The following is a 14,952-nucleotide window of genomic DNA, read 5'->3' as shown; positions in this document are numbered from 1 at the left end:
CGAAATGATCTAGGAAATGTCCTGCAAAGGAAAGGGAACGGGCCTGCAAAATCGCTGATTTCCCTGTACGAAAATTCCCCTTTTGATCAGGGATCTTGACTGCATTCAAAGACATCGATCTGTAACTTCTTACAGTTTCGGCTTGGCCAGAAATGGCGCAGTCTTTCAACAGTCATAGCGAAGGACCGTCAGCGTCGTGAACACCTCTCACCATGTAGCGACACCAACACTGTCGGTCATCGATTCGCGTGCTTTGACAATTTGCAGCGTGAGTTATTGCCGTCACCCGGACAGTCCGTTGATTGACCCGCGCATCATCCGGCAACGCTTCGACGCGGCAGGGCGCTTGGTCGAGTCCTGGGATCCACGATTGTGGGGCACGGCGCCGAAGCCAAATTTGGCCACGGTCTACGGTTTGAGTGGGCAACCGTTGCTGACGGACAGCGTCGATGGCGGATGGCAATTGAGCTTGCCGGATCAGGCGGGTTCGCTTTGTTCCTTCTGGGATGCGCGCGGCAGCCAGCGCCACATCGAATCTGATCTTCAACGGCGTCCTGTTGTGGTGATGGAGCAGGCAGCAGGAGAGGCTGCGCGCGTGGTCGAGCGCTTGACCTACGCTGGCTCCGATCTAGCATCCGCTATACGCAACCAGTGCGGTCAACTGATCCGTCATGACGATCCGGCCGGCAGTCAGATTTATCCCGAGTATGGAATGGCCGCTGCGGTGTTGCGGGAAGAGCGGCGCTTTCTTGCCGAGCTTGAAACGCCTGACTGGCCTCTCGAACCCGAGGCTCGCGATGAGTTGCTGGAAACCCACCAGTTCATCACCCGCTACACCTTCAATCCCACGGGCGAGTGGCGGCAGCAGACCGACGCCATGGGCAACCTCCGCACTTTCGGTTACGACCTCGCGGGCAAACCGGAAGAGGTCTGGCTGCAAGTGGCCGGGGAGGGGAAACCACCAAAACGATTGGTCAGCACCATCCGCTACAACTCCCTCGATCAGGTCGAAAGCGAAACCGCCGGCAATGGCGTGGTAACCCGCACCGAGTACGGTGCCGATGATGGCCGGCTTATCAGGCTGATGGCGGCAGTCGGCAACCAGAGTCCCTTGCAGGACCTGAATTACGTCTACGACGCGGTCGGCAATATCGTCGAACTGCAAGACCGGTCCCAACCGGTGATCCACTTCAACAACCAGCGCATCGACCCGATCAACCGCTACCGCTACGACAGTCTGTACCAACTGGTCGAAGCCCGAGGCTGGGAGGTCAGCCAGCCGAGCCACGGCCCGGCCCTGCCAACACTTTTGCCCACACCGCTGGACCCCAATCAACGGCGCAATTACACCCAACGCTTCGAGTATGACCGGGGCGGGAACTTGATCACCCGCCAGCACAACGGTGCCCCCGGTTTCTCGATGTTCACCTCGGCACGAAGCAATCGCAGCCTGGCGCAATGGGACGACGACTCACTGCCGGGCGAGTCCGATATCGATTCGGGCTTCGACGCCTGTGGCAATCAACAGGAATTGCAACGCGGGCAAGCCATGGACTGGGATATCCGTAATCAGTTGAGCCGCGTCACGTTGGTCAAACGCGAAACCGAGCCCGACGACTACGAAAGCTACCGCTACGACCGCCCCGGCCATCGCTTGCGCAAAGTGGGATTCGCCCAAAGCAGTGGTCGAACCCTGCGCACCGAGGTCCGTTACCTCCCGGGTCTGGAAATCCACCGTCAGGCCGATGGTGAAGAACATCACGTCATCAGCGTCGAAGCCGGCCGCAGCAACATGCGGGCGCTGCACTGGCCACAGGGTGAACACAGCGATCAGTTGCGTTACAGCCTCAGCGATCACCTCGGCTCCAGCACCCTGGAACTGGATGACGAGGCAGGCGTGCTGACCCAGGAACACTATTACCCCTTTGGCGGCACGGCGTGCTGGGCGGGGAAAAGTGCGTTGGTGGCGCAGTACAAAACCATTCGTTATTCGAGCAAGGAGCGGGATGCGACAGGGCTGTATTACTACGGGTATCGGTTCTACGCGCCATGGTTGCAGCGCTGGATAAGTACAGATCCTTTTGGAGTTGTCGACGGTTTAAATGTTTACCGATCCTTTAATAACAGTCCGATCACTTTTTTTGATGCGGAGGGCACAGTCGTTCTACATTTTGCAAAGGAGGCGCGAGGTGGTGTTGTGCTTCTTCAGAACAAAATAGTTGTGAATTATGAAATTCCGAAGATGTATCCTGGCTCCAGGCTTGCGTATTACCTGGAACAATCAAAGCCTGGTAATAGTTTTACTGGAATAATAAGTGTTATGCCGGCGGAGCTTGATAAAGAAGTTAGCGGGTTGATTGATATTTATCCTCTGGGTGGGGGACCGAAATTACGCTCTGTGGAAGAATGGCAATCTCCGTATGATGGACGTCTACACGATGGAGGTGATCCGATAGTGCATAAAAGTGTGAGCAGTGGATTTAAGGTCTCGCATCTGCAGGCCGCGGATATTTTTTCGAGGCAGGAGACTTTTACAGCTGGATTTACTTTGCATGATGTTCGAAATCTTCCATCAGTTTCCGAGGGTGGATATCGAAAGGTACCCGCGATAGTTGGAACGTCTCGATCGTTGAATGCGAAGAAGACGTATCGAGTTCCAGATGGGTTTACGTCGGTTGGGGGAAATATAGAGGATTTTAATAAAGCGTCTGACATGTTCAACAATGAAATTAATGGTGTTGAGGATTTCCCCGAACTTTCAGTTGAGATGAAAAGAGACTTGCTGGCTGTATTAGCGGAAGTCAGCGATACGTTAGAGCAGAACTCATCATCCTTTAGGCATTTGTTTGAGGCGGAGCTGCTCAGGCCGGAGCTGCAGTTGCCTCGGAGGAAAAGTTTAGCTGCGTAAGAGCTTCGCAGCCATTCGCGAGCAAGCCCGCTCTCACACTTAACCGCGTCGAACAAATGGTTTGTGTTCGCCAGAGACCAAGTGTGGGAGCGGGCTTGCTCGCGAAAGCTGCATCACTGACAACGGATTACTAACGCCTGGTTCAGCTTTTTTTCATCCCCAAACACTCAATGGAGTGATCCACCATCGCCTTGGCAATCTCCAGCAAATGCCAGATCGAATACACCATCGCCCGGTCGGCACCCGTGAGCTGTTCGCCACACTGATACGCCGTGACCGACGCACAGCGCAGCAGATCGGCGACATAGAGTTGGGTGTCCTCGAAGCTCACATCCTTGCTGACGTTGTAGAAGCGCATTTCATCGGGTGGTGCGGGTTGCTTGCCGGTGAGGTAGAAATCGATGGCGCGGTAGAGCGCTGAGCGATCCCTGAGTGGGTCTTCGGTGGGGGTTTCTGGGGGGCGGATCGGGAACGGATTTTTCCATGATTGTTACTCCTATTGCTGCATGGGAGCCATCACTTTTCGCCTACTAAACGATTGGGTGGCGGCTGTACGCAGGTTAGTAGGCCGGTCAATAGGAAAACCGGTGCACCCGAAGGTGCCCCACGCACAGCCACCATATTCCGCATGCGGCAAAATTTGCCGGACATGAGCATGGAATCGCTATGCGCCTATTGTTCCGGGCTACTAAACCCGATCACTGATGAGCAGTGACGGACCGAGACTAGCCACGGGAGTTGGCAGGCGCAAGCGAGCGAAATGATCTAGAAAATGTCCTGCAAAGGAAAGGGAACGAGCCTGCAAAACCGCTGATTTCCCTGTACGAAAACTTCCCTTTTGATCAGGGATCTTGCCTGCTTTCAAAGACATCGATCTGTAACTTCTTACAGTTTCGGCTTGGCCAGAAATGGCGCAGTCTTTCACCAGTCATAACGAAGGACCGTCAGCGTCGTGAATACCTCTCACCATGCAGCGACACCAACACTGTCAGTCATCGATCCGCGTGCTCTGACAATTTGCAGCGTGGGTTATTGCCGCCTCCCGGATAGCCCGATGATTGATCCACGCATCACCCGGCAACGCTTCGACGCGGCAGGGCGCTTGATCGAGTCCTGGGACCCGCGATTGTGGGGCACGGTGCCGAAGCCGAATTTGGTCACGGTCTACGGCTTGAGTGGGCAACCGTTGCTGACGGACAGCGTCGATGCCGGATGGCAATTGAGCTTGCTCAATCAGGTGGGTTCGCCTTGTTCGTTCTGGGATGCACGAGGCAGTCAGCGCCACACCGAGTTCGACGAACAACAGCGGCCGATCTCAGTCACCGAACAGGCTTTGGGAGAACTGCCACGCGTGGTGGAGCGCTTGACCTATGGAGATTGCGGTCCAGCTTTCGCCGAGCGCAACCAATGCGGGCAGTTGATCCGTCATGACGATCTGGCCGGTGTTCAAACCTTCCCCGACTACGGGCTTGGCGGCGCCGTGTTGGTGGAAGATCGACGCTTTCTCGCTGATCTCGACACACCTGATTGGCCCTTGGACATCGAAGAACGCGAGACATGGCTGGAAGCTCAATCGTTCATCACCCGCCACACCTTCAATCCCGGCGGTGAGCTTCAGCGACAAATCGATGCGATGGGTAACGTTCGCACCTTTGGCTACGACGTGGCCGGCAAATTGAGTGGGGCCTGGCTGCAGATGGCTGACTCTGGAAAACCGCCGCAATGCCTGGTCAGCGCCATCCGTTACAACGCCCAGGATCAGGTCGAAAGCGAAACTGCCGGCAATGGTGTGGTGACCCGTGTCCAGTACGCGGCGGATGACGGTCGCTTGCTCAGGTTGCAGGCCGCGCTCGGCAGTGAAAAGCCCTTGCAGGACCTGAACTACGTTTACGACCCGGTGGGCAACATCGTCGAGCTGCAAGACCTGTCCCAACCAGTGACCCATTTCAACAACCAGCGCATCGACCCGATCAACCGCTACCGCTACGACAGCCTGTACCAACTGGTCGAAGCCCGGGGCTGGGAGGTCAGCCAGCCGAGCCATGGTCCGGCACTGCCGGCGCTGTTGCCCACACCGCTGGACCCCAACCAACGGCGCAATTACACCCAATGCTTCGAGTATGACCGGGGCGGGAATTTGATTACCCGCCACCACAGCGACGCCCCCGGTTTCTCGATGTTCACCTCGACCCGAAGCAATCGCAGCCTGGCGCAACGGGGCGACGGCTCATTGCCGGGAGAACCCGAGATTGCCATGGGCTTCGACGCCTGCGGCAATCAACGGGAACTGCAGCGTGGCCAAGCCATGACCTGGGACCTGCGCAACCAGTTGAGCCAGGTCACCTTGGTCAAACGCGAAACCGAGCCCCACGACTACGAAAGCTACCGCTACGACCGCCCCGGCCATCGCTTGCGCAAAGTGGGATTCGCCCAAAGCAGCGGCCGCACCTTGCGCACCGATGTCCGTTACCTCCTGGGTCTGGAAATCCACCGCCAGGCGGAGGGTGAAGAACTTCACGTGATCAGTGTCGAGGTCGGACGCAGCAACGTGCGAGCGCTGCACTGGCCCCAGGGTACGCACAGTGACCAACTGCGTTACAGCCTCAGCGATCACCTTGGCTCCAGCACCCTGGAACTGGATGACGAGGCAGGCGTGCTGACCCGGGAACACTATTACCCCTTTGGCGGCACGGCGTGCTGGGCGGGGAAAAGTGCGTTGGTGGCCAAGTACAAGACTATTCGCTATTCGGGCAAGGAACGGGATGCGACGGGGCTTTATTACTACGGTTATCGGTACTACGCGCCATGGTTGCAGTGTTGGATGTGCCCGGATCCTGCTGGGAGTGTAGAAGGACTCAACATTTATAAAATGGTCAGGGGGAACCCGGTTTTGTTGTTTGATGATCAGGGGTTGTCTCCTCCAGAAAAAACGAAAAAAAGGCACTTGGGTGATGGCTTCGCCGAAGGGAATAGTGAAGTTGAATCGGGTGTTGATGTTAGTCGAGAACTGAGAGAGCGTTATATTAATGAATATTTCAGTCATGTACTTGTGGGGAATACATTGACCTCGACGTCTCACGATAAAATGGATGTTTTTAGGAATGAGTACAGGGAGGATCGAATAGTATTTAAAGAAAACTATAAAGACTCCATGTCGTCGGAGTATTTTGCTAGTGATATTGCGTGGGTCCAGCGTCAATTGGTTCGAAGGTTGACCGGTATGATTGATTTTCCATCAACGATAATAAGAGAAAGAGTGGTTAACTTTGAAACATACCATGCTACTAAAGAACTTGTTGGCGATAATCTTGGTGATGTTTTTTTAAATAAAACCCCCAACGGAAGAGCTACAAAAAGAGTGCTTGAAAGATTGGGGTTGGAAGCTATTAAAGTATACAGGTTTGAGCGTGAGGAAAGACCAGAAGATGATCCTAGTGCAGATTTTCAAATTGACGTTTCGCCTGTAAAAGATACTGGTCGATACAATTCTGCTCCAGTGCTTTCAGTTGAGCAGTCTGCTTTGGTACAAGAGTCGGAGCAGACTTGGCATTATCTAAATAAAAAACGGCGTTTTTTGCTGGACAATAAATAGAGGAAAAAAGAATACAGAAATCGCTGAACAAAGATCTTGGGCTGACAACAAAGGTTTTATTAAATAATGCTGACTCATACATACGCCATGCTCGTTGCATCTATTAGGCTTAGATAGTGGTTTGCGTGATCCATTGAGTGAGGGTTTCCTCCGGTTCAACGTTTGTTAAACCCCCGCGCCAACCGATCCCCACCCAACTGCATCACCGCCACCAACGCCACCAGCAGCCCAATCATCGTCAACATGAAAGTGCTGACAAACCACGGATATCCATACGGCGCGATTCATTGTGGGAGCGAGCCTGCTCGCGATGGCCAATTCACGGACACCGACCTGTAAGTTCTTACAGTTTCGGTCCGGTCAAAAAAGGCCCAGTCTGTCCTCAGTCAAAGCGAAGGACCGTCCACGTCATGAACCCTCATGCCGCCACACCCACGCTGTCGGTCGTCGACCCGCGTACCCTGGCAGTGCGCAGCGTCGGCTATTGCCGTCTTCCCGACAGCCCGATGATTGATCCACGCATCACCCGGCAAGGCTTCGACGCGACAGGTCGCTTGGTTGATTCCTGGGATCCGCGATTGTTGGGCACCTCGAAGCCGAACCTGACCACGGTCTACGGCCTGAGCGGCCAACCGTTGCTGACGGACAGCGTCGACGCCGGATGGCAGTTGAGCTTGCCGGATCAGGCGGGTTCGCCTTGTTCGTTCTGGGATGCTCGCGGCAGCCAGCGTCACACCCGGTTCGACGAACAACAGCGGCCGATCACCGTTACCGAACAGGCTGCGGGAGAACTGCCATGCGTGGTCGAGCGCTTCACCTACGGAGATTGCGGTCCTGCTTATGCCGAGCACAACCAGGGCGGTCAACTGATCCGTCATGACGATCCGGCCGGCAGTCAGATTTATCCCGAGTATGGAATGGCCGCTGGGGTGTTGCGGGAAGAGCGGCGCTTTCTCGCCGAGCTTGAAACGCCGGACTGGCCTCTCGAACCCGAGGCCCGCGATGAGTTGCTGGAACCCCAGTCGTTCATCACCTGCCACACCTTCAATCCCACGGGCGAATTACGGCAGCAGACCGACGCCATGGGCAATCTCCGCACTTTCGGTTACGACCTCGCGGGCAAACCGGATGAGGCCTGGCTGCAAGTGGCCGGGGAGGGGAAACCATCGCAACGACTGGTCAGCGCTATTCGCTACAACGCTCTCGATCAGGTCGAACGCGAAACTGCCGGCAATGGCGTGGTAACCCGTGTCGAATACGCGGCGGATGACGGTCGCTTGCTCCGGTTGCAGGCCGCGCTCGGCAGTGAAAAGCCGTTGCAGGATCTGAACTATGTCTACGACCCGGTGGGCAACATCGTCGAGCTGCAAGACCTGGCCCAACCGGTGACCCATTTCAACAACCAGCGCATCGACCCGATCAACCGCTACCGCTACGACAGCCTGTATCAACTGGTCGAAGCCCAGGGCTGGGAGGTCAGCCAGCCGAGCCATGGTCCGGCACTGCCAACACTGTTGCCCACACCGCTGGACCCCCACCAGCGGCGCAATTACACCCAGCAATTTGAATACGACCGGGGTGGCAACCTGATCACCCGTCACCACAGCGGGGCGCCGGGTTTCTCGATGTTCACCTCGGTGCTGAGTAACCGCAGTCTGGCGCAACGTGACGATGGTTCGCTGCCGGGAGAGGGTGATATTGGGTTGGGTTTCGATGCCTGCGGCAATCAACGGGAACTGCAGCGCGGCCAAGCCATGGACTGGGATCTGCGCAACCAGTTGAGCCAGGTCACGCTGGTCAAACGCGAAACCGAGCCTGACGACTACGAATGCTACCGCTACGACCGCCCCGGCCATCGCTTGCGCAAAGTCGGGTTCGCCCAAGGCAGCGGCCGCACCCTGCGTACCGAGGTCCGTTACCTCCCCGGTCTGGAAATCCACCGCCAGGCCGATGGCGAAGAACACCACGTCATCAGCGTCGAAGCCGGGCGCAGCAACGTGCGGGCGCTGCACTGGCCCCAAGGTGCGCACAGCGACCAGTTGCGTTACAGCCTCAGCGATCACCTCGGCTCCAGCACGATGGAACTGGAAGACGACGCCGGCGTGCTGACTCAGGAACACTATTACCCCTTTGGTGGAACGGCCTGCTGGGCGGGCAAAAGTGCGCTAGTTGCAAAATACAAAACAACTCGCTATTCGGGTAAAGAGCTAGATGCGACGGGACTTTATTACTACGGCTATCGGTATTACGCACCGTGGTTACGGCGTTGGATAAGTGCTGATCCAAGTGGGAGTTTGGATGGTCTTAACTTATATGTATTTTGCGGGAATAACGCGATTAACTATAGAGATGCTCTCGGTCTGGTCAAGTACAAAGGGAAAGGCGATAAGCTGGAAAAAACAAGAGAAAGATGGGGGAGCGAAATCGTTGCGCGGGGACTAAGTGAGATAAAGCGAGTAGATGCGGAGAAGGGGGAGCGTTTAGAGGCGGCGTTGAGGTATGTTCAAATTGCAACAGGCGAGGCGATCAGAGTACTGCAAGAAGATAATGTGGATACCGTATATCGCGATTTTACATCGAGAATTTTCGGCACGTTTGCCAAGCCTGAAGAATTGAGGAGAGCTTTACTGAAAATACTCATTCCGTTAAAGAAAACTGCCGACAAGTACGCGGGCGACAGGGCTGAGCAGCTAGTTTGGTCAACGAAGAGTGAAATGCTCCCGAGTGTGGCATCTACACATCCCGAAGATAAAGAGAAGCGGATATTTTTAAGTGGGGACGCTCTTGATAAGTCGCCGGTTGAGTTGATGACAATCATTGTTCATGAGTCATCACATCGTCTTAAAAAACCCACATGGGATTTTGTATATTATGCGGCTGATAGGGTTTTAAAATCCGATGATGTAAACAAAACTGATTCGATAGTCGATGTGATTTCAAGTGGTCTGCAAAACTCAAGTATAGGAGAATCCTCAATGAAACATATCATTGCGGAAAGGAGAGAAAAGTATTTTGGCAAAGCGGATGCTGTCGGTATTGAGAGGCAATTAAATGATAGTTCTGAGCTTTTAAATCGTGTCCTTCTATCTAATGCAGACTCTATCGCCATTTTGGTGAAGTCGTTGGCATATCCATTAGTTAGGTAATTCATTGTGCCATTAGCTGCATTTATTTGTTGGCTATTCCTACAGTCTACGTAGGAATAGTCTTCCACAGGTCAGCGCTTATTCAACCCCCGAGCCAACCGATCCCCACCCAACTGAATCACCGCCACCAACGCCACCAGCAGCACAATCACCGTCAGCATGATCTGGCTATCAAACCGCTGATACCCATACCGATAGGCAATATCCCCCAACCCGCCCGCACCGATTGCCCCGGCCATGGCCGATGAGTTGATCATCGTCACCAGGGTGATGGTGAACCCACCTACAATCCCAGGCAGTGCTTCCGGCAACAACACATGCCAGACGATGTGCCAGCGCCGGCAACCCATGGCTTGCGCCGCTTCGATCAACCCATGATCGACCTCGCGCAAGCTGACCTCGGCAATGCGCGCAAAGAACGGCGTGGCCGCGATGGTCAACGGCACCACGGCCGCCCATACGCCGTAAGTAGTGCCGACAATCAACCGCGTGAACGGAATCAAGGCCACCATCAAAATCAGGAAAGGTACCGAGCGAAACAGGTTCACGAACGCACCTAAAACGCGGTTCAGCGCCGGGGCTTCGTAGATGCCGCCCTTGGAGCTGGTGACCAGGATTACCGCCAGCGGAATGCCCGCCAACAGTGCGATCAGCGACGACACGCCGACCATCAGGAACGTGTCGATAAAACCCTGCAGCAAACGATCAAACCACATAACCCAGCACCTCCACCTGTTGCGCCCATTGGCTGGCGCGTTGACGCAATTCTTCGGCACCGAGGGGAGAGCCCGTCACCGCCAACAGCAGTTGCCCGAGCGCATGGCCCTGGATCCGTTCCACGCCGCCTTGCAGCAATCGAACACGGCCACCTAAGGCGCTGAACAGTGCCGCCAGGTCCGGTTCGTCGCGTTGGTTGCCGGTGAACTGCAAGCGCAGGACCACGGCTGCATCCGGGGCGTTCGATTGCGGCTGCAAACGGCTTTGCAGCTCTTCCGGCAAGGCGTGTTGCAACGGCGCCAGCAACGTCTTGCTGACCTCATGCTGCGGATTGCCGAAGACTTCCCACACCGGCCCTTGCTCGACGATGCGGCCGTGTTCGAGGACGACTACGCGATCACAGATCTCGCGGATCACCGCCATCTCGTGGGTGATCAGCACAATGGTCAGGCCCAGGCGTTGATTGATCTCGCGCAGCAGGCCGAGGATCGATTGCGTGGTCTCCGGGTCCAGTGCCGAGGTGGCTTCGTCGCATAGCAGGATTTGCGGGTCATGCACCAGCGCCCGGGCGATGCCCACGCGCTGTTTCTGTCCGCCGGACAACTGCGCGGGGTAAGCCTTGTGTTTGGCCTGCAAACCGACCAGCTCCAGCAGCTCACGGACCTTTTGCTCGCGCTGTTCCTTGGGCACGCCGGCGACTTTCAGCGGCAACTCGACGTTCTGCCAAACGGTCTTGGCCGACATCAAATTGAAGTGCTGGAAGATCATGCCGATGCGTCGACGCAGCGCCACCAGGCGGTCTTCGTCGAATTCGCCGATGTCCACTTGATCGATCAGCACCCGACCACTGCTCGGCTGCTCCAGACGATTGATGGTGCGGATCAACGACGACTTGCCGGCGCCGCTACGGCCGATGATGCCGAACACTTCGCCGCGCTGGATCGCCAGGTCGATGCCGTGCAACGCGGCCACCGGTCCTTGCTGGCCGTTGTAGGTTTTGCCCAGGCCGATGAAGCGCACGTGGGCATGGTTGAGTTCGGGATGCAGTTCGGTGCGCTCGGCGCTTTGCGGCTCTGGATTCTCCAGTCGCCGTTGGATGGCGGCGGTCATGCTCAGCTTTCCCAACCGGCTTGATAGAGCTTGCCGTGAGCTTTATCCAGTGCGGCGCGCACCGCGGGTGAGTGCTGGTAGATGTCAACGAACTTGATCAGGCGCGGGTCGGTTTTGCTCTTCGGCTGGATCACGAACTGAATCACGTACTCCTTGTGATCGAGGCCGTCGAACAGCAGCGCGGAGCCGGCATCGAAGGTTTTCGACAAGCGAATGTAGGCCGGGTAGCCCTGCACCAGATCGGCATCGTCATAGGCACGTACCAGTTGCACGGCTTCGACCTGGAGGATCTTGATGTTCTTCGGGTTGGCGATGATGTCTTCTTCGGTGGCCTTGTAGCCAACACCGGGCTTGAGGGTGATCAGGCCGGCCTTGGCCAGCAACTGCAAGCCTCGACCGCTGTTGATCGGGTCGTTGGCAATGGCCACGCTGGCGCCTTGCGGCAGTTCGTCGAAGCTTTTGTATTTCTTCGAGTAGAGGCCGACGTTGTTGATGATCCCCGGCGCGAACGGCACCAGGTCGAAGCCCGAGGCGGCCTTGGCGTTTTCCAGGAACGGGATGTGCTGGAAGTAGTTCACGTCGATGTCGCCGGCGGCGAGGCTGACGTTCGGCGCGATCCAGTCGGTGAACTCCACCAGCTCGACTTTCAGGCCTTGCTTGGAAGCCTCTTCGACGGCTGCTTCAAGGGGAATGGCGAACGCGGCGGTGGGTGCCGATTTTCAGCGGCGCGTCGGCGGCGAAAACCGCAGAGCTGAACAGGCCGAGGGCCAGGGCCAGTGCTTTGACTGGGTGAGAGAGGTAGTGCTTTTTCATAATGTTTTTTCCAGTCAGGGCAATGAATTTTTGGTGTTTGGTCGGGCCTCATCGCTGGCAAGCCAGCTCCTACAGGGGAAATGGGGGACCTTGTAGGAGCTGGCTTGCCAGCGATGCTTTTAGCGGCGGTAAGCCGAGCCCGTGTGTTGCTCAGGCAAATGCGCCTCCTGCTGAAACAGCTTTTCGCGCAAGGTGCCGCTGTCGTACGCCGTCTTGTACGACCCCCGCCGCTGCAACTCGGGAATCACCAGCTCGATGAAATCCTCATAGCTTTCCGGGGTGACGATGCGGGTCAGGTTGAAGCCATCCAGCCCGGTTTCGGCGATCCACAATTCCAGCTCATCCGCCACTTGCGGCGGTGAGCCGACGACGGTGATGTAGCGGCCACCCAGGGCGTGTTGTTCGAGCAATTTGCGCCGGGTCCAGTCGTTGTTTTGCAGGTGTTTGGTGGCGGACTGGATCGCGTTGCTCTTCACGTACTGGATCGGCTCGTCGATTTCATATTGGGAAAAATCGATCCCGGTGGATGCCGAGAAATGCGCCACGCCGGCCTCGGCACTGGCGTAGCTCAGGTACTCGGCGTGCTTGGCCCAGGCCAGCTCTTCGGTGGCGCCGACGATCACGTTCAGGCCCATGAACACCTTGATGTCTTCGGGATTGCGCCCGGCTTCGACGGCACTGGCACGGACCTTGTCCACCTGAGCCTTGGTCGATGCCTTGGTCTGGCCGCTGATGAACACGCACTCGGCATGCCGCCCGGCGAACAGCAAACCGCGATCCGAGCTGCCGGCCTGGAACAGCACCGGTGTGCGCTGCGGTGAGGGTTCGCAGAGGTGATAACCCTCGACCTGATAGAACTCGCCCTTGTGTTCGACCTTGTGCACTTTCTCAGGCTGCGCATAGATCCGCTGCTGTGGATCGTTCAGCACCGCGCCGTTTTCCCAGCTGCCTTCCAGGAGTTTGTAGAGCACCTCCAGGTACTCGTCGGCCTGGTCGTAGCGGCGGTCATGCTCGACCTGTTCGCTCAGGCCCATGGCCTTGGCGGCGCTGTCGAGGTAGCCGGTGACGATGTTCCAGCCGACCCGGCCACGGCTGAGGTGATCCAGCGTCGACAGGCGTCTGGCGAACAGGTACGGGGATTCGTAGGTGAGGTTGGCGGTCAGGCCGAAACCTAGGTTTTTCGTCACCGCGGCCATGGCCGACACCAGCAACAACGGGTCGTTGACCGGCAGCTGGATCGACTCTTTCAATGGCACGTCCACCGAACTCTGGTAGACGTCGTAGACCCCGACGATGTCGGCGATGAACAGGCCGTCGAACAGCCCGCGCTCGAGCAGTTGCGCCAGTTCGGTCCAGTATTCGATCGTGTTGTAACGGGTGGACGTGTCGCGCGGGTGCGTCCACAGACCGTGGTTGATGTGCCCGATGCAGTTCATGTTGAAGGCATTGAGCAGGATCTTCTTTTTAGCCATTCAGATGGTCCCCCGCAGTGGCGGGTTTTCATCGTTGAGGTAGTAGTTGCCCACGGCGTGGTACTTCCAGCGCGCCGGGTCGTGCAGGGTGTGCACCCGGGCGTTGCGCCAGTGGCGGTCGAGGCCGTGTTCGATCAAGGTCGCCTGGCTGCCGGCCAGTTCGAACAGCGTGCTGCCGGCGGCCAGGGAGATTTCGGTGCTCAGGGCACGGGCTTCGGCGACGGCAATCGATGCGGCTGCGACGGTTTCGGCATTTGTGTCGGCCTGGGCTTTGTCGAGGTATTCGCCGGCACGCTCCAGCAGTGCCTCGGCGGCGTGCAGGCGAATGCTCAGGTGGCCGAAGCTCTTGAGGGTCAGTGGATCGTCCGTGGCTTTTTCGTGGGTGGCGTCGATCCACGGCCGGGTTTTGCTGCGTACGAAGTGCAGTGCATCCTCATACGCGGCGCGGGCGATGCCGGTGTCGATGGCAGCATGGAGAATCTGCGCCAGCGGGCCGACCGGGGTCGGGCGTTCGAAGGCGCTTTGAAAGGGGATGACATCTTCGGCCGCGACGTAGACATCTTCGAACACCACCGAACCGCTGCCGGTGGTGCGCTGGCCGAAGCCGCTCCAGTCGTCAATCACCGTCAGGCCCTTGCTATTGCGCGGGACGAACGCCAGTTGCTGCACACCGTTTTCATCCACCACCGAGGTGGGAATGCGCTGGGCGTAAATCGCACCGGTGGCGTAGAACTTGCGGCCATTGATGCGATAGCCGCTGCCATCGCGAGTCAGGCTGGTGATGCGATCGTGGGCGGTTTTGGTGCCGAGTTCGGCGAGGGCATTGCCGAAGCGCTGGCCGGCCAGCACTTCGGCATAAAGACGTTTTTTCTGCTCATGGCTGCCGTTCACGCGCAGCACTTCGAGGGCATAAAAATGGTTCTGCGGAATTTGCCCCAGCGAGCCGTCGGCCTGGGCGATCAGGGCGATGACCTTGGCCAGGGTGACGTTGGAAACACCGGCGCCGCCATACTCCTTTGGCACGCTGATGCCCCACAGGCCCGAGCGGGAAAACACTTCCAGCTCCGGGTGTGGCAAGCGGCGCTCGCGATCGCGCAGGGCGCTGTCGCGTTTGAAATCTTCGGCCAGATCGCTGGCGACAATCAGGGCTTGCTCATCGCTGGTGATGACCGCGACGTGTTGAGAAATGCTCAT

7 protein-coding genes and 3 pseudogenes are annotated in these 14,952 nt (G+C 57.2%); 3 read left to right on the top strand and 7 right to left on the bottom strand.

The window, feature by feature from the left end; genetic code table 11:
• The first annotated feature begins 196 nt into the window (after positions 1-196).
• The gene (locus tag AB7M25_RS29130) at positions 197-2,908 is read left to right on the top strand and encodes an RHS repeat-associated core domain-containing protein (RefSeq protein ID WP_454238309.1); all 2,712 of its coding nucleotides are present in this window, start codon (positions 197-199) and stop codon (positions 2,906-2,908) included.
• A gap of 142 nt (positions 2,909-3,050) precedes the next feature.
• On the opposite strand, the pseudogene AB7M25_RS29125 reads toward AB7M25_RS29130, so the two are convergent.
• Positions 3,051-3,393: pseudogene (locus AB7M25_RS29125) on the bottom strand (DUF6124 family protein).
• 569 nt (positions 3,394-3,962) lie between these two features.
• Between AB7M25_RS29125 and AB7M25_RS29120 the strand changes: the two are divergent.
• Positions 3,963-6,500, top strand: coding sequence for an RHS repeat domain-containing protein (locus AB7M25_RS29120; RefSeq protein ID WP_454238308.1), 2,538 nt, complete (start codon positions 3,963-3,965; stop codon positions 6,498-6,500).
• A gap of 155 nt (positions 6,501-6,655) precedes the next feature.
• On the opposite strand, the pseudogene AB7M25_RS29115 reads toward AB7M25_RS29120, so the two are convergent.
• Positions 6,656-6,775: pseudogene (locus AB7M25_RS29115) on the bottom strand (ABC transporter permease); the annotation flags it as partial.
• 135 nt (positions 6,776-6,910) lie between these two features.
• Here AB7M25_RS29115 and AB7M25_RS29110 point away from each other — a divergent pair.
• On the top strand, positions 6,911-9,646 hold the full coding sequence (locus AB7M25_RS29110) for an RHS repeat domain-containing protein (RefSeq protein WP_454238307.1): 2,736 nt from the start codon (positions 6,911-6,913) through the stop codon (positions 9,644-9,646).
• A gap of 71 nt (positions 9,647-9,717) precedes the next feature.
• Here AB7M25_RS29110 and AB7M25_RS29105 read toward each other — a convergent pair whose 3' ends face one another.
• The 5 genes and pseudogenes from AB7M25_RS29105 to AB7M25_RS29085 form a co-directional block, all read right to left on the bottom strand.
• Positions 9,718-10,362, bottom strand: coding sequence for a methionine ABC transporter permease (locus tag AB7M25_RS29105; protein WP_102701880.1), 645 nt, complete (start codon positions 10,360-10,362; stop codon positions 9,718-9,720).
• Positions 10,352-11,473 (bottom strand): methionine ABC transporter ATP-binding protein, encoded by a 1,122-nt coding sequence (locus AB7M25_RS29100; RefSeq protein ID WP_429387477.1) that lies wholly within the window; start codon positions 11,471-11,473, stop codon positions 10,352-10,354. Before AB7M25_RS29100 ends, AB7M25_RS29105 begins: the two co-directional genes overlap by 11 nt.
• A gap of 2 nt (positions 11,474-11,475) precedes the next feature.
• Positions 11,476-12,286 (bottom strand): annotated as a pseudogene (locus AB7M25_RS29095) (MetQ/NlpA family ABC transporter substrate-binding protein).
• 119 nt (positions 12,287-12,405) lie between these two features.
• On the bottom strand, positions 12,406-13,758 hold the full coding sequence (locus tag AB7M25_RS29090) for an LLM class flavin-dependent oxidoreductase (protein WP_429561012.1): 1,353 nt from the start codon (positions 13,756-13,758) through the stop codon (positions 12,406-12,408).
• Positions 13,759-14,952 carry an SfnB family sulfur acquisition oxidoreductase gene (locus AB7M25_RS29085; protein ID WP_454238306.1) on the bottom strand — a complete coding sequence of 398 codons (1,194 nt, stop codon included), beginning with the start codon at positions 14,950-14,952 and terminating at the stop codon, positions 13,759-13,761. It abuts the gene before it with no gap.

Source organism: Pseudomonas sp. AP3_22 TE3818, from assembly GCF_053628995.1.
Note: the sequence above shows the minus strand (reverse complement) of the source record. Positions and strands in the feature narration are given on the sequence as shown.

Bases quoted from the DNA above. Each gene is read 5' to 3' on its own strand.
- AB7M25_RS29110 (WP_454238307.1), top strand. From the start codon at position 6,911: ATGAACCCTCATGCCGCCACACCCACGCTGTCGGTCGTCGACCCGCGT.
- AB7M25_RS29100 (WP_429387477.1), bottom strand. From the start codon at position 11,473: ATGACCGCCGCCATCCAACGGCGACTGGAGAATCCAGAGCCGCAAAGC.
- AB7M25_RS29090 (WP_429561012.1), bottom strand. From the start codon at position 13,758: ATGGCTAAAAAGAAGATCCTGCTCAATGCCTTCAACATGAACTGCATC.
- AB7M25_RS29085 (WP_454238306.1), bottom strand. From the start codon at position 14,952: ATGAGCATTTCTCAACACGTCGCGGTCATCACCAGCGATGAGCAAGCC.
- AB7M25_RS29105 (WP_102701880.1), bottom strand. From the start codon at position 10,362: ATGTGGTTTGATCGTTTGCTGCAGGGTTTTATCGACACGTTCCTGATG.
- AB7M25_RS29120 (WP_454238308.1), top strand. From the start codon at position 3,963: ATGATTGATCCACGCATCACCCGGCAACGCTTCGACGCGGCAGGGCGC.